This is a genomic window from Paenibacillus sp. JL3B1040 (genome assembly GCF_057063165.1).
Map to the genome: position 1 here is coordinate 3,115,685 of NZ_CM169317.1, position 14,574 is coordinate 3,130,258.

Below are 14,574 nucleotides of genomic sequence, written 5' to 3' on the forward strand. Positions count from 1 at the left end.
GCCTTAGCTAGATTATAGCGCATCTGCGCGAAGACGCCATAGTCTTCATCAAGGTTTCATCTTCATGGATTCATGGTACAATCTTTGGTAAAAATAACGTGAAAGGAATCCCTCATCATGCTCTTCGCGATCCTCTTGTTTCTCGTTGCCGGACTTGCCGAAATTGGCGGAGGTTATTTAATCTGGCTTTGGCTCCGCGAATCCAGGCCGTTGTGGTACGGGATCACGGGCGGACTGATCCTGATCGTCTACGGCATCGTCCCAACCTTGCAGAACTTTCCTTCCTTCGGCCGCGTATATGCCGCCTACGGCGGCGTGTTCATCGCCTTGGCCGTGTTATGGGGCTGGTGGGTAGACAAAAAAACGCCCGACGTCTACGATTGGCTTGGCGCCGCCATCTGTCTGGTCGGCGTCTCGATCATGCTGTGGGCGCCACGACACTAGAAAGGACACCTAAGCGATGAATCTCTCTTCCATCACCGCGGCCATTGCACCGCTTGATTTGCGAAGCTGTTTAATCCACCGGGAAGGCCGGCTTGTTCTCGAGCATTACCGGAACGGGCAAATTGCGGATCGGATCGCCAAAACCAACTCCTGTACGAAAAGCTTCCTGTCGGCCTTGATCTGCATCGCGTTCGATCACGGCTTGCTGCCGCCTCCGGATACGCCGATCCGCACGTTTTTCCCGATGTTGGACGAAGACCCCGACGAACGGAAACGGGAGATTACTTTGCGGCATCTGCTTACCATGTCCGGCGGTTGGAATTGGACGGAATTCGGCGGGCACAACTCGTTTCCGCGGATGACCCGCTCGCAGGATTGGGTGCGCTTCGCGCTGGAGCAGCCGATGGCCGATCGGCCCGGCGACCGAATGGAATATAACTCCGGCGGCTCGCAGCTGTTATCGGCAATCTTGGTTCAAGCTGCCGGAATGCCGGCGGCACGTTTTGCCGAGGAGCAGTTGTTCGGCTCGCTCGGCATCGATACCTACCGTTGGGAGCAAGACCCGCAGGGGATTCACACCGGCGGGTTTGGCCTGTGGCTGCGGCCGGCCGACATGCTGAAGTTCGGGTTGCTTTATTTGCGGCATGGCGTTTGGAACGGCCGACAGCTGATTAGCCGGGAACGCCTGGCGGAATCCGTCCGGCCTGCGGTCGGCGTCGAAGCGCCGAGGCGCGGCTGCTATGCCTGGCATTGGTGGACGGACGTTTACCAAGAGGAAGGGGCCCCGTCCTTTGATTTCTTCTACGCCCGCGGCTATGGAGGGCAATTCATTTACGTCATCCCAAGCCTCGAGACCGTCTGTGTCCTGACCGATGATAAGCGCAAACGAGACCGCCCTCCGGCCGAAGTATTCCGCTTATGCATCGCGCCTTTTTTGCGATGAATTCTTGTCGCTCAAAAAAAAGGATCTCACTCCGCCGCAAAGGGGAATGAGGTCCTCTTCTAATGCTCCAACGCTTCCTGCGTGATCCGCTTGATGTCGATCGGCGACGTCGTTCCTTCATTGACCATGTCCGTCAAGATTTCGCGGAGGAAATAATCGACGCAATGAAGGTCGATGTTTTTGATTTTCACGAGGGCGTCGCGGTACATTTTGACGAACTCCTTCTCCGTGTTGCCCCGCTGCAGTTCGGCAAACGCTTCATAGACCTGGTCCAGCTTGTCGGCAACCTCCAGGATCAGGCCCTCGACGGTGTGGTCCTTCCCTTCGCGCAGTTGGTTGCGAAAGATCGCTTTGAACTCCTCGGGGATATGTTCATCGATGAAATTGTGAACCATGCCCTCTTCAACCTGCTGAATCAAATTCCGCAGCTCGATCGAAGCGTGTTTGACCGGCGTTTTGATGTCCCCGATAAAAATTTCGCCGTAATCGTGGCTGCTCGTAATCTCGTATAATTTCTTCCAGTCGATGGCGACGCCATGCTGTTCTTCGATATCGGCCAAGGTTTTGGCGTACTGCACGACCTTCCAGGAGTGCGCCGCCACGCTATGTTCTTCGAATTTGAACCTTCCGGGACAGCGATAGATGCGTTCTAACTCGTTTAAGGAGCGAAAGTAAGCATGAATGCCCATCGGATCAGCCATCTTTCTGTATGGTTTTTTAACCCCAGTATAAACGGCGATTGTTAACGAGGCGTCAAAACCGGCGTTTTCACCGAAAAGGGCTATTCCCCGAAATGCAAACATGCCGGGAAATAACCCCTTGTTCGTTTATTCGATTAAGGTTCCTGCCAGCGCAAAATCGGATAGCTGCCATCGGAAAGCGCCCAGACTCCGGTACTCCAGCCAGCGAAGGTGCCCGCCTGCTTCATCTCCGCCGTTGTTTTCGGCATGCCGTTGCCGGTGTCGGATTGCTTTGTAGCGGTCGAGTCGTAATAGGCATCCGTGACCGTGCCGACATTCTGGCCGATGAGGCCGCCGCGGATCAAGGAACTCGTATCCATCGGTCCCGCCGCGTAGGAATGGACGACTTGCCCGGAGGAGTAACCCGCAAGTCCTCCGACTTCCGTGCTGCCGCCGAGGACGTAAACCATCGCATACGAGTCTTCAATGGTTCCGTAGTTCGATCCAACTAACCCGCCTAAAGCGGAGGCGTTGTTGCTAACGAAGCCTTTGGCGTAAGATTCCGAGATTTTGGCGCTGGCCCCCAGCGAACCGACCAAACCTCCAACGCTGCGGTTCCCTTCGACAATAATGTCGAACGACGCCTGCCCCGCCGACGACTGGCGAACCTCCCCGGCATCCAGTCGGCCGAGCAATCCGCCTGCATTAAACACATTTGCGCCCGTGACCTTCACCTGACCGGAAACCGTCACCCGCGAGATTTCGGCCGAGACGGCAGACCCGGCCAGAGCCCCGACGTTCATTTCTCCGATCACCGAAACCTCGGGCAGCACCAGGTTGCTGATCCGTCCGCCGTCCAGAAATCCGAACAGCCCGATTCCGTTCCCGTGTTCATGCCGGGATGTCAAGTGGAGGATCGAATGGCCTTGCCCATCCAGTTCGCCCGTAAACGGGCGAGCGAAAACATCGCCGATCGGGGTCCAGTTATAGCCGGCCAAATCGATATCTCCGCCCAAAACAAAATGGCCGTCGAGATGATTCCGCATATTGTCCAATTGCGCCGCCGAGGTAATGACGTAAGGCGCGCCGGACGTCCCGTCACCTGAGGCAAACGGGTTCAAGGAGACAGTCCGGCTGATCGCGGGCGGCAGCGAATCCGCGCTGAAGCGCAGCGTGACATCGGAGCCGCTTCCGCTTAACGCGAGGTCGGTAAAGACGGCCACCCCGTTCATCGCCGCAACGGTCGTCGTTCCCGATACCGATGCCGAGCCGCTGCCCAAATCGGCCGTTACGGACAACGTCGACGCCGTCAAGTTGCCATAGGCGTCCAGCACGTGGATTACGGGCTGCACCGCGAGCGTCTCCCCGCTGATGACCGAAGCGGAGGGCTCCGTCGCAACGACGAGTTTTGTAGCCGTTGAGGCAGCCGGAATCAGCGTCAGATGTGCCTCAGGCTGAACTAAGCCCTCTACGGCAAAGGTCAGCGACTGCATATCCGCCTTATTGAGGGAGAGGGACACGGTCGCTTTACCGCCGACAAACGGCACGTCGGCTTCCCCCGATGGGCCGGTCAGACCGCTGCCGCCCAACCGGCCAACCGTTCCGTCCGGCGCACTTTCCAGGCCTTCAACCATGAGCTTCTTCGACCCGGAAAAACCGGTGTCGAGGGTCCCGTCCGATTTTTCCACGCGGATGTCAAGTTCGACGGATTCCCCTGCAGCCGGATGCGAATTTTCGACGTTCAGCGTTACCCGATAGGCCGGGATCGCTTCGGGGACCACCGTCACTTTCACCGGGATACGCACCGTCCGTCCGCCGTAGGCCGCTCCGATCCAGGTTTCGCCTTCGCCCTGCGAAGTGACGACGCCGCCGGCGACGATGGCGACCTTCTCATCCTCGGAGGACCATGCGGCTTCCGCGGTGACGTTCGCGGTTTTCCCGTCGCTCCAGGCCGCCGTCAACGTGATGTTCGAAGCGACGCGCAGGGCCGCGAATTCCAACTCATCCGGACTGTAAGTCAGGCTCGTGACGGTAGGGGGATTGGCTGGCGGGGAGGCCGGCGGACTCGAACCGCCGCCGCCATTCGAAGGGGCATTGCTGTTGGCCGGCACCGCGTAATTCAGTTGCTTTTGCAGAACCGTTCCCTGTCCTTCCATCGTGACCGGGCCGTAAAGAATAGCTGTTCTCACGGTCGTGCCCGGGGCCAGATAAACGGTATTGCCCACAGCGTCACGGCTGATTTCCAACTGCCCGATTTCACCGGACAGCAGCTCGAAACGAACGCCCGATGCGGCGATCCGTACGCGATGGACTTGACCGCGCAGTTGAACGAGCGATGCCTTTGGGGTCCCGGAAGCGATGTCGATCTCTTCGAAACCGTTCCCGCCATTCGCCAATTCTCGCTCCTCAAGGATCGCGCCCGACAGTAAGCTCGTCTCCCCAATCGTCGTGGAGCCGGAAGCAACGATCCGGACTCTACCGTCCGGTCTTCCAACGATCAACTTCTTGGCGTGCGTATTCGTCAAATATACGCTGTGTTCGCCTCCGCCATTGACGCGGAGTTCGCCTTGAATCGTGACGCCCGATAAATGAACGTCGCCGGAATCGATGGCCTCCGATAGCGTCAAATTCCCCTGGATCACCAGGTTTTGCAGCATAACCCCATCCGCCGAGATCACCGCATCGCCGGCGATATCCGCCGATTTACCGGACGGGCCGTAAATGCCGGAACGGTCAAACGAGCCCTTCTGCCATTCGGTTTCCCTTGCGTTTTGCAGTGCTTCAAACGCCCGATCCAGCGCCACGATCGCCTCCGCCCGGGTGAGTGCGCCCGACCCGCGAAACGTACCGTCTGGATAACCGTTCATCCATCCGGCGGCCACGACCGCGGCAACGGCCCCCTTGCTCCAAGCGGGGACCGCGTCCGTAAAAGAAGGCTCCTGCGCCGCAGGACCAAGCTGGCCCAAACGGCCAAGCATCACGGCGGCTTCCGCCCGGGTCACCGCCTGATTCGGCCGGAGCGTCCCATCGGCGTAACCTGCGATGTACCCTTGCCGGACGGCGGCAGCGGCGTCAGCGGCATACCATGTCTCCCGATTTACATCGGTGAAGGACACCGATTCTCCGGTTGCGGCATAACCGAACCGCCCGTTCGCCATCGCCATCCATTCGGCCCGCGTAACCGGTCGATCGGGCAGGAGTTTCCCGTTTTCATCGCCGACAAGGAGCCCTTGATCCAGCCAACGGGACAACGCCTCCCCGGCCCAGTGCCCTTCGGCATCCGCCGAAACTCCGGAGGCGGGAACGGCCGATGCCGATAAGTCCGGTGTACTTGCCGGCAGGATGAACGACAGGGCGAGCAAGGCCAGCCCTGCCTTTTGCTTTAAGCCACTTCTCATCATGTCTCTCCTCTAAGAAAATTAAATAAATTCAAAGTATACAGAAGAGAGTATAAGAAAAAGAGGTCGGTCATGTAAACCAACCTCTTAAAAATTGAAACATTTTTGAATCAATCGCCCCAAGGTCTTACTCGTTCAAATACGTCGTCACCCGGTTCTGGATCAGCTTGCTGATTTCATCCGCGTTTTTTTGGCCGCTCATGAACGCATCAAACTCTTCTTCAATGATCGATATGACTTTGATGTCGCCGTTACTTTTGCTTCTCGCTTGCTCCAGAAAGGAATTCAACGTTTGTTTATGCTTCTCGAAAACTTCCGGTTCGGGGACGTCCCCCGGGAGGTCGCCCCTCTCCAGGCTCGCCAGGGCATCGGCAAGCTTGTTGTCCACCGCTTTTTTCTGGATTGGATAAGCTTGCAGCTCCGGGGACGACTGCATTTCTTCCGACAGCATCAACTTCAGGAACTCCCACGCTTCGGATTGAACCTGTGATTTGCTGTTGATTCCGAACGAGCTGTAAGCCATAAAGGACACCCCACCCGTTTGTCCGTCTACCGTAGGCTTCATCATAAATTGTACGTTCGGCTTCGCCATCTCCATTACGGCCGACTGCGGGCTCGCCAGCGCATAGGGAGTAAACAGCGTTTTGCTGAAATCCTGTGTCGGCGAGGAGCTTAACAAGCCTTCATCGTACAGTGATTTGATCTGACGCATCATATCCCGAAATAGATCCGAATCGAAGTTCGCCGTTTTTCCTTGCACAAGTTGATCGTAATTTGCTTCGATGACTTCATACATCAACTGGAATGACATCATATTGGCAAATGCCAAATAATCGCTGCCGACCTGCTCTTTCAGCTCTTTGGAAATCTCCTTGAACTCATCCCAAGTCCAGTGCCGGTCGTCGATCGATAGATTGGCCTGCTGCAGCAAGTCGGTGTTCGCGGAGATGACCCCCTCCAAATAAAATCCGAGCGGCAAATGATACAATCCATCCCCGCTACTCATGGAATTCAGGATGCCTTCATAGTACTGGCTTGGATCAAAGGATACATCCTTGTCCATCCATTCCCGCAAATCGACCAGCACGTTTTTTTCCACGAATTGCTCCAAGGGCAAGCCGTTCATGGAGATGATATCCGTACCTTTGCCGGACAGGGCCTGCGTCGTAATGGTCTGCACATACTTTTCGAAATCCGCCTGCGAGGGCGCTACCTGTCCCTGTCCCTCCCCCGCTTTCGGCAATGACATGTATTCCTGGATCACGATATCCACATCGGGGTGTTTCGCTTCAAATTGCCGCTCCGCCTCTTCCAAAAACCGGTTGCTGCTAATCACGGCGACGACGACGCTTTTGGGCCCTCCTTCGGCATCCCCGCCGTTATCCGTTCCCGCGCCTCCGCCGGAACAGGCCGTGACCGCAACCATCATACCCAGCATCAGAATCAAATTCTTTATTTTCATCCCAACTCATCCTTTCCTATCCATTTCTCCATTCCAAGCCACCCGATCTCCTTCCTGGAGCGGGGCGCTCGATTCGGCGACGACTTCCTCCGCCTCCGATAAACCTCGGAGGATAACGATTTCATCCAACACCTCTTCCCCTGTCACGACATAGGCCTTTCGCACCGTGTAAGTGTTCCCCAGGGCGCTCCGCCGCTCAAGAATGACCAGCACGTAACTCCCGTTCGCATCCTGCCGAAGCCATTTCTTGCTGATGACCAGGCCTTGCTCCAAAGCCGGCCTTTCGATATCGACCGAGACCTTCTCCCCCCTTCGAGGCCGAGGTCCGATACGGTTACGATCACGGTTCGCTGTTCCGGGGCCGGTTCGTTTCCCTCTGTACCCGAACCTTGGCCGGAGGGGCCGTTTCCCCCGAAAGCGTTTTTGATCTCGGCAATGGTTCCGTTCAGCTTCTTCTCCTGTTCTCCGTGCAGAATGACGGGGATTTCTTCGTTCATGCCAAGCCGTTCCGCCGATCCCGCGGGAATGGTGAAGGAAAACTCGAAACCCTCGCTGCTTTTGATTAAGGTAAGCAGCCTTTGGCCCGGCGGCGCGGACAGGCCTTCTTCGGCCTCGATCTTCCCGATTTGTCCCTCGTAGGGGGCAGTTAACGTGCGTTTTGTCGCGATATCCTTACGCAACTGTTCCAATTTCCGCCGCGCCGCTTCCAACTCCAAACGTCCGGTTTTCAAGTCGCGGTTCGCCTTGCGGATCGCCTCGTCATCCCCGTTATGCTGCGCCGATATGTACGTTTCCTGCAGCACCTCCATATTCAACTCCAGACGGCTTACGTTCAATTCCGCATCCTGCCGTTGTTCCTCGCCTTCCGATGTGTCAAACGTCACCAGAATCTGGCCCTTCTTGACGCGATCCTTTTCTTTTACATGAAGCTTGCGGATGTTCCAGCCGCTGTCGCTGGTCAGGTCGATTTGCCGCTTCGGGACGAGGAAGCCGCTTTCTTTTATGGAATACACCAGGTTTTTCCTCCACGGCATTTCCGTCGTCACTTTCGGCAGCATAACCGTTTGGATCGTATTGCTGAATAAGGTCAGTAGGGCAATGACGATCAAGAACAAAGCTAAAGCCATTCGAATCCAACGTTGATTTCCCAGTGTGCTCCCCCTCCCCAATAAGTGTCTTTGCTCGCGTTCGGTCGGCCAAGATTTTCCGCAAGCTCAGCCCTTGATGCCGGATAACTCGATTCCTTCGATGAAATACGGTTCCGCGCTGAGGAATAACAGGACCATCGGCACCATATAAACCATCGAAGCCGCAAAGGATACGCCCAGCATTTCCTGCTGGATTCTGGACAAAAAAATCGACAACGGCTGCAGCTCCGCATCCTGCAAGAAAATCAGCGGTTGTTCCACCATGTTCCAGTAATCGGTAAACAACAGCACGATCAAGGCGGCGATCCCCGGCTTGACCATCGGCAGCGCGACAGACAGGAATATCCTCCCGTAGCCTGCTCCGTCCATCTTTGCGGCCTCGATGTAGGCCGAGGGAATATGCAGCATATATTGACGGAGCAAAAATACGCCGAACACGCCAAAAATGCCGGGCAAGATGATGGAACTATGAGTGTTCAACAAACCGAGCCGATCGGCCATGAGGTAGTTGGGGACGAGCGTGACTTGATACGGCAGCAGCATCGTAAGCAAATAGACAAGAAATCCTGCTTCTCTGCCGCGAAAACGCAGTTTCCCCAGCGCAAACGAAGCCGGGAGCGCCACGGCCGTTTGCCCGGCAACGATCGGCACCACCAGCCAAACCGAGTTCCAAAACAGCCGTAAATACATCGAGGTGGCCACCAGCACCTTTTCGTACTGTTCAAAGCTCACCCGATCCGGAATCCATTTCATGTTGACCGGGATACTGACGTCCTGTTTTCCCAGCATGCCGTAATTCGCCGCAATTTCACGTTCCGTCATCAATGAATTGACCCCTGTCAACACGACGGGCAGCAGGAACAACGCGACGATCGACAGCAGCGTTCCCGTGCGCAAGATGGACTGCAGCCCATGTTTGCTTACCAAACGCGTTCCCCCCTTTCCTCTTGGACCTGCGGCTCCGTGCATCCGTTGCCCTTCTCTCGCTTGCGTACCGGGCTACTCCATAAAGGAACGGAACTTCCGCTCCGTCCGCTGGAACGCAATGACCAGGCCGAAAATGCCGGTCGCCGTCAACACCGCAGCGGCGGACAGCTTCTGATCATCCAGTGCCAGAAACATGTTGTTCATGTAATGCTGCATCATATAAATGGAATCGTGCGGATACGCCCCGGCAAGCAAATACGTTTCGCGAAAAGCTTTGAACGAATTGAGGATCGACATCAGCGTGACCAGGAAGGTCGTAGGCGTCAAATAAGTCAGTGTGACGGTAAACCCTTTGCGGATCGGCCCGGCCCCTTCCAATTCGGCGATTTCGTAATATGATGCGGGGATATTTTGCAGCCCGGCCAGATAAAGAACCACATTATACCCAACGTATTTCCATACATAGATGGAAAGAATGACAAGCCTCGCCCACTCCGATTTGAACCAGTCCGTATGCGGGTAGCCCCACCCCGCCAAAACCGCATTGATCGTCCCGTTCCAATCGAACAGAATCTGCCAGACCAGCCCGATCGATGCGGCCGGGATGACCAGCGGCAGGACGAACCCGGCGCGCAGCCACTTGCGGAGTACGACTTGCCGGTTGAGCAGCAGCGCCAGCCCCAACGAAACGAACACCAGAAGCGGCACGCTGATCGCGGTGAACCAAAACGTATTGACTGCGGCATTTTGAAAAGAAGGGCTGCCCAGCACCTCGGCGTAATACTTTAGCGTCAGACCTCCGAAATTCGGCGTATTGCGGAGCGAAATGCCGATGCTTTGCATGAACGGAATGAGATAAAAGATTGAAAACCCTGCCGCACTGGGAAAAAGAAAGCAGCAAGCGGCAATCCACTCCCTTCTGGCTGTGAGCGACCTCAATTTCATGAATAAGCCTCCAGGTGGCTGCCGGCTCTCGGCGCCTCTCATTTTGCCCCCCGGTTTCCCAGTATAGGGACCGCCCTTGGCAAAACTTCGGAAGAAGTGTGGAAAAAGTATGGAATGGCCCGGTTTCGGGCGTTTCTTTGCTACAATAAGGTCAGATCAATCGGTTGGAGGAATTAGCGGCATGAAGTCTTATCAGATCGCCATCGTCGATGACGACGTACAAATACGCAACATCGTGGAAGCCTATTTGCAAAAAGAAGGTTACCGGACTCTCCCGCTGGCCTCGGCGGAAGAAGCATGGGATTTGTGGAAAAACGATCCCCCCGATATGTGGATTCTCGACATCATGCTTCCGGGGATGAGCGGATTCGAATTATGCCGGAAGATCCGCAAGGAGGCCGAGGTGCCGATTATCATGATCTCGGCCCGCGATGAGGAAGTGGACAAAATCCTGGGCCTGGAGCTCGGCAGTGATGATTACCTGACCAAACCGTTCAGCCCCCGGGAATTAGTGGCGCGGGTAAACCGCTTATTTCAGCGATCCAGCTCGATTCGGCAGCGGATGGAGGCGCACCCCTTCCCGGCGATGCAGCCGGCGCATACCGAAATCGGCGATCTCAAGCTCGCTCTCGAGGAAAGAAGGGTGTTTTGGCGCGAGGCGGAAATCGAAATGACGCTGAAGGAATTTCAACTATTGAAGACGTTGGCGGACCAGCCGAACCGGGCATTTACGCGAAACGAACTGCTGACTTTGGTCTGGGGGGAAGATTACTTCGGGAGCGACAGGGCCATCGACGATCTGGTCAAACGCCTGCGGCGAAAAATAAAAGAGCTGCCGATTGAAACCGTCTGGGGTTACGGTTACCGGTTGCGGCTGGAAAGGGAGGAGACGCCATGAAATTGATCTACCGGTTAAACCTGTCATTCGGGCTGCTGCTGCTCTGCGTGTTGGGCATCACCGCCGCCGTCATGTATCCGTTGCTGCTGAATTCCCTGATCGACAATGAACGCAAAGAACTGCGGGATACGGGCAGTCAACTGATCAGCGTAGCCGAGCGCGGCATGCCGGTCGGCGGCAACCCTTACCCCGGCCTGAGAACAAAGGCGATTCCGGCCACCCCCGTCATACCTGCCTCCGAAGTGACCTTAATCGCTTACCAGGACCAAATCGTATACAGCACGCTACCGGAAGATACGGCAGGCGAATGGATGGAGTTATCGAAGACGCCGGGATTCCGCAACGGGGTCTGGGAGAAACCAAGCGGCGCGTACATCGTCGAAACGCTCACCGGCACGACCGGCACGCTCAGTTCGGCGGGGTCGCAGGTGTCCGCCATTGTCGCCACCCCTTTAAATAAAATCAAGGAGATACAAAGCGCGTTGTTTCTCCGCATGCTGATCGTTTTGGCCGGCGGCGGAATCCTGGCTTTTTTGCTCAGCTTGTACATTACCAAACGGCTGGTAACGCCCCTGTCCCAACTGCGGCAGGAGCTAAAAAAAGTGGAAACCCGCCGTTTTTCCGAAGTCCGGCCGGTTGAATCGGGCGGAGAGATTGGCGAAGTTTCGCAAAGCGTCTGCCAATTGGCTTCCGAACTGGAGAGGTTCCAGCGCACGCAACGGGAATTTTTCCAAAATGCCTCCCATGAGCTGAAGACACCGCTGATGTCGATCCAAGGTTATGCGGAAGGCATCAAAGACGGTGTTTTCGCCGGGCATCAAGCGGATCATGGCCTGCAAGTCATCATCAGCGAATGCTCCCGGTTAAAGAAAATCGTATCGGAGCTGGTGCTCCTGGCAAAACTCGAAAGCGAGGAAGGCATTTTCCATCCGGACAAGGTCCCCGTTCGCGAGTTGATCGAAAGCACCGTCGAACGGATCAATCCGCTTCTTCTGAAAAACCGGCTCCAGCTCAAGCTTGACGACGCCCTGCCTGCGGCGGACCTCCAAATTTATGCCGACCGGGAAAAATTGCTGCAAGCCCTGATTAACGTAGCCGGCAACGCAGCCCGTTATGCCAAGCGGGAAATTCTCATCCGAACGGCTCTTCAGGGAGACGACCTGGTCATCGAAATCGCCGACGACGGCGAAGGCATCCCCGAGCAGTTGCTGCCCCGCTTGTTTCAACGCTTTACCAAAGGCAAGGACGGCGAAACCGGGCTGGGCCTGGCGATCACTCGGGCGATCGTGGAGCGGTGCAAGGGCCGAATCACAGCGAGCAACCGGCAAGAAGGCGGTGCGCGGTTTACGATGGCTTTTCCGTTATAAGAGGGAACTCCGGCAGGCGGTAGCCCCTGCCCACACGCGCTCCCTCTTCCGCCCGAAATATGTTCGACTAAAACAACAAGTCCCCCCTCCTGCTGAGGCAACAGGAACAACACGACATTTGAGTAACGCCTGCTGCAGGAACACAGGCTCTAAACGCTTTTGAGTAACTCCGGCTACAAGAAACAACACGGGTTCTAAATGCTTGCGAGTAACGCTATGTGAGCTGAAACGGGGGCCTTCAAGATGTAACGTTTACGGGAGAGCTTATTTCCCAATTTCTCCTGACAAAAGGGGCGGCTTAGCCCCTTTAAGCACGCTGGTGGAGTAACCCCGGAGTTTGGGCGAAATGCGGGCACTTGGAGTCACATAAGGTGATAGATTCACTCTATTTCGCTCAAATAGGGGCGAAGGTGAGGAAATAAGGTGAAAAAGTAACGCTATTGCTCGGTGTTTAGGCGAAATGCGGGCAGTTGGAGTAACATAAGGTGATAGATTCACTCTATTTCGCTCAAATCCGGCGAAGGTGAGGAAATAGGGTGAAAATGTAACGCTATTGCTCGGTGTTTGGGCGAAATGCGGGCAGTTGGAGTAACATAAGGTGATAGATTCACTCTATTTCGCTCAAATCCGGCGAAGGTGAGGAAATAGGGTGAAAATGTAACGCTATTGCTCGGTGTTTGGGCGAAATGCGGGCAGTTGGAGTCGCTTAAGGTGATAGAATCACTCTATTTCGCTCAAATTGGGCGATGGTGAGGAAATAAGGTGAAAATGTAATGCTATTGCTCGGAGTTTTGGGCGAAATGCGGGCAGTTGGAGTAACATAAGGTGATACATTCACTCTATTTCGCTCAAATCCGGCGAAGGTGAGGAAATAAGGTGAAAAAGTAACGCTATTGCTCGGTGTTTGGGCGAAATGCGGGCAGTTGGAGTAACATAAGGTGATAGATTCACTCTATTTCGCTCAAATCCGGCGAAGTTGAGGAAATAGGGTGAAAATGTAACGCTATTGCTCGGTGTTTGGGCGAAATGCGGGCTGCGGAAGCAGCAACTCGGCGATCGAGCTGACCTGCGAGGAAAATTACCGTTACGCCGGGGCCCAAGGTTGGGTCGACGTCTGCAAAGGTTGGGTGCCGAATACGGAAGGGGAAGAGGAAAACGTCAGCTCCCCCCTTCCCCCTCAGCCCCGTCTTCGCGGATGAGCGGCGCAAATTTCCCCTTGACCTGCTCCGCCAGCCGCTGCGGCACGATCTCCATCTGCATGCCGATTTTGCCGGCGGAGACGAGGATGGCGTCCATGCTCTCCGCACGGCTGTCGATAAAAGTGGGAAACAGCTTCTTCATCCCGACCGGCGAGCAGCCGCCACGGATGTATCCCGTCTGCTGCTGCAAATCCTTCATCGGCAGCATTTCGATCTTTTTGACGCCGGCGGCTTTGGCCGCCTTCTTCAGGTCCAGCTCCTCGGCGACCGGGATGATGAACACGAAGTTCGCCGCCCCCTGATGCGCTACCAACGTTTTGTATACCTTCTCCGCCGGTTTGCCGATTTTCTCCGCCACCGCGGTTCCGTGAATTTGCCCGTCCTCCGCATCGTACGCATAAATCCGGTATTCCGTCTTGGACTTGTCCAGCATCCGCATGGCATTCGTTTTGACCTCCGCCATTGCTGCCACTCCTTTTCCATCCCTTAATTTCTTCTAGGATTATCCTAGCACTTCCGTCAAACGGAGGACAGACCGGGTTTGGTTAAAATCATTTTGCCTGGCCCCCGAACGGGGATTTCATCCGTAATATAATTTAGTCTATTTCATCATATGACCTAAATTAATTTTGCATTTTCGATATAGGATTTACATTATTTAAACTATTTTCTATGATATATTTAAAACATACCAATAAGAAGGTGTTCCCTTGGACGTTACCGATCAGCGGATCTTGAACGCTCTTAAACAAAACAGCCGCATAACCGCTTCCGACATTGGCAGGCGGGTTGGCCTCTCCGTTCCCGCCGTTTCCGAACGCATCCGCAAGTTGGAAGAAGCCGGCGTCATCGAAGCCTACACGGTCAAAATCAACCGGGCGAAAACGGGGCATAAGCTGCTGGCCTTTATTTTCGTCGGCATCGAGCACACCAAACACGTCGAACCGTTCCGCGAAGCGATCGTGGCCTGCGAACCGGTCCTCGAGTGCCACCATATCGCCGGCGAATACGATTATTTGCTGAAGGTGCTGGTCGAAGATACGGTGCAGCTGGAAGCTTTTTTAACCGGAACCTTGAAGAAAATCCCGGGCGTGCAGAAAAGCAACACGATGATCTCCCTCTCCTCGCTTAAAGAAAACATGAACCTTTGAGAGGAGGCTTAA

At 55.3% G+C, this 14,574-nt stretch carries 13 protein-coding genes and 1 pseudogene; 6 read left to right on the top strand and 8 right to left on the bottom strand.

All coding sequences use genetic code 11. The features are described from left to right. Positions 1-117: 117 nt before the first annotated feature. Both ACZF99_RS14035 and ACZF99_RS14040 read left to right on the top strand, forming a co-directional pair. Positions 118-444, top strand: coding sequence for a YnfA family protein (locus ACZF99_RS14035; protein WP_483605687.1), 327 nt, complete (start codon positions 118-120; stop codon positions 442-444). Between the two features lie 16 nt (positions 445-460). Further along, a complete protein-coding gene (locus ACZF99_RS14040; protein WP_483605688.1) occupies positions 461-1,387 on the top strand; it encodes a serine hydrolase domain-containing protein in 927 nt (308 codons plus the stop codon). A 59-nt stretch (positions 1,388-1,446) separates the two neighbouring features. On the opposite strand, the gene ACZF99_RS14045 is transcribed toward ACZF99_RS14040, so the two are convergent. The 7 genes from ACZF99_RS14045 to ACZF99_RS14075 form a co-directional block, all read right to left on the bottom strand. Continuing rightward, entirely contained in the window at positions 1,447-2,076 is a 630-nt protein-coding gene (locus ACZF99_RS14045; RefSeq protein ID WP_483612725.1) for a YfbR-like 5'-deoxynucleotidase, read from the bottom strand. A gap of 146 nt (positions 2,077-2,222) precedes the next feature. Next, the gene (locus ACZF99_RS14050; protein WP_483605689.1) at positions 2,223-5,465 is read right to left on the bottom strand and encodes an S-layer homology domain-containing protein; all 3,243 of its coding nucleotides are present in this window, start codon (positions 5,463-5,465) and stop codon (positions 2,223-2,225) included. A 127-nt stretch (positions 5,466-5,592) separates the two neighbouring features. After that, positions 5,593-6,927: an ABC transporter substrate-binding protein gene (locus ACZF99_RS14055; RefSeq protein WP_483605690.1), complete on the bottom strand. Its 1,335-nt coding sequence runs from the start codon at positions 6,925-6,927 to the stop codon at positions 5,593-5,595. Between the two features lie 6 nt (positions 6,928-6,933). Continuing rightward, positions 6,934-7,056: a hypothetical protein gene (locus ACZF99_RS14060; protein WP_483605691.1), complete on the bottom strand. Its 123-nt coding sequence runs from the start codon at positions 7,054-7,056 to the stop codon at positions 6,934-6,936. A gap of 14 nt (positions 7,057-7,070) precedes the next feature. Then, on the bottom strand, positions 7,071-8,054 hold the full coding sequence (locus tag ACZF99_RS14065; protein WP_483605692.1) for an efflux RND transporter periplasmic adaptor subunit: 984 nt from the start codon (positions 8,052-8,054) through the stop codon (positions 7,071-7,073). 87 nt (positions 8,055-8,141) lie between these two features. Continuing rightward, the gene (locus tag ACZF99_RS14070) at positions 8,142-9,002 is read right to left on the bottom strand and encodes a carbohydrate ABC transporter permease (protein ID WP_483605693.1); all 861 of its coding nucleotides are present in this window, start codon (positions 9,000-9,002) and stop codon (positions 8,142-8,144) included. A gap of 72 nt (positions 9,003-9,074) precedes the next feature. Further along, on the bottom strand, positions 9,075-9,947 hold the full coding sequence (locus tag ACZF99_RS14075) for a carbohydrate ABC transporter permease (protein ID WP_483605695.1): 873 nt from the start codon (positions 9,945-9,947) through the stop codon (positions 9,075-9,077). Positions 9,948-10,128: 181 nt separating this feature from the next. Between ACZF99_RS14075 and ACZF99_RS14080 the strand changes: the two genes are divergently transcribed. From ACZF99_RS14080 to ACZF99_RS14090, 3 genes and pseudogenes are all read left to right on the top strand, one after another. Continuing rightward, the gene (locus tag ACZF99_RS14080) at positions 10,129-10,845 is read left to right on the top strand and encodes a response regulator transcription factor (RefSeq protein ID WP_483605696.1); all 717 of its coding nucleotides are present in this window, start codon (positions 10,129-10,131) and stop codon (positions 10,843-10,845) included. Continuing rightward, positions 10,842-12,212, top strand: a complete 1,371-nt coding sequence (locus tag ACZF99_RS14085; RefSeq protein WP_483605697.1) for a sensor histidine kinase — start codon at positions 10,842-10,844, stop codon at positions 12,210-12,212. The genes ACZF99_RS14080 and ACZF99_RS14085 overlap by 4 nt, the downstream gene beginning before the upstream one ends. 1,001 nt (positions 12,213-13,213) lie before the next feature. Then, positions 13,214-13,411 (top strand): annotated as a pseudogene (locus ACZF99_RS14090) (hypothetical protein); the annotation flags it as partial. Here ACZF99_RS14090 and ybaK read toward each other — a convergent pair. Continuing rightward, positions 13,371-13,874 (bottom strand): Cys-tRNA(Pro) deacylase, encoded by a 504-nt coding sequence (gene ybaK / locus ACZF99_RS14095; RefSeq protein WP_483605698.1) that lies wholly within the window; start codon positions 13,872-13,874, stop codon positions 13,371-13,373. The pseudogene ACZF99_RS14090 and the gene ybaK sit on opposite strands and share 41 nt — an antisense overlap. Positions 13,875-14,121: 247 nt before the next feature. On the opposite strand from ybaK, the gene ACZF99_RS14100 reads away from it, so the two are divergent. Continuing rightward, positions 14,122-14,562 (top strand): Lrp/AsnC family transcriptional regulator, encoded by a 441-nt coding sequence (locus ACZF99_RS14100; RefSeq protein WP_483605699.1) that lies wholly within the window; start codon positions 14,122-14,124, stop codon positions 14,560-14,562. The last annotated feature ends 12 nt before the right edge of the window (positions 14,563-14,574 follow it).

What these genes read in the sequence shown, in the direction of transcription:
- ACZF99_RS14040 (WP_483605688.1), top strand. Translation starts at nt 461, where the DNA reads ATGAATCTCTCTTCCATCACCGCGGCCATTGCACCGCTTGATTTGCGA.
- ACZF99_RS14085 (WP_483605697.1), top strand. Translation starts at nt 10,842, where the DNA reads ATGAAATTGATCTACCGGTTAAACCTGTCATTCGGGCTGCTGCTGCTC.
- ACZF99_RS14065 (WP_483605692.1), bottom strand. Translation starts at nt 8,054, where the DNA reads ATGGCTTTAGCTTTGTTCTTGATCGTCATTGCCCTACTGACCTTATTC.
- ACZF99_RS14080 (WP_483605696.1), top strand. Translation starts at nt 10,129, where the DNA reads ATGAAGTCTTATCAGATCGCCATCGTCGATGACGACGTACAAATACGC.
- ACZF99_RS14050 (WP_483605689.1), bottom strand. Translation starts at nt 5,465, where the DNA reads ATGAGAAGTGGCTTAAAGCAAAAGGCAGGGCTGGCCTTGCTCGCCCTG.
- ACZF99_RS14045 (WP_483612725.1), bottom strand. Translation starts at nt 2,076, where the DNA reads ATGGGCATTCATGCTTACTTTCGCTCCTTAAACGAGTTAGAACGCATC.
- ACZF99_RS14035 (WP_483605687.1), top strand. Translation starts at nt 118, where the DNA reads ATGCTCTTCGCGATCCTCTTGTTTCTCGTTGCCGGACTTGCCGAAATT.
- ybaK (WP_483605698.1), bottom strand. Translation starts at nt 13,874, where the DNA reads ATGGCGGAGGTCAAAACGAATGCCATGCGGATGCTGGACAAGTCCAAG.
- ACZF99_RS14055 (WP_483605690.1), bottom strand. Translation starts at nt 6,927, where the DNA reads ATGAAAATAAAGAATTTGATTCTGATGCTGGGTATGATGGTTGCGGTC.
- ACZF99_RS14075 (WP_483605695.1), bottom strand. Translation starts at nt 9,947, where the DNA reads ATGAAATTGAGGTCGCTCACAGCCAGAAGGGAGTGGATTGCCGCTTGC.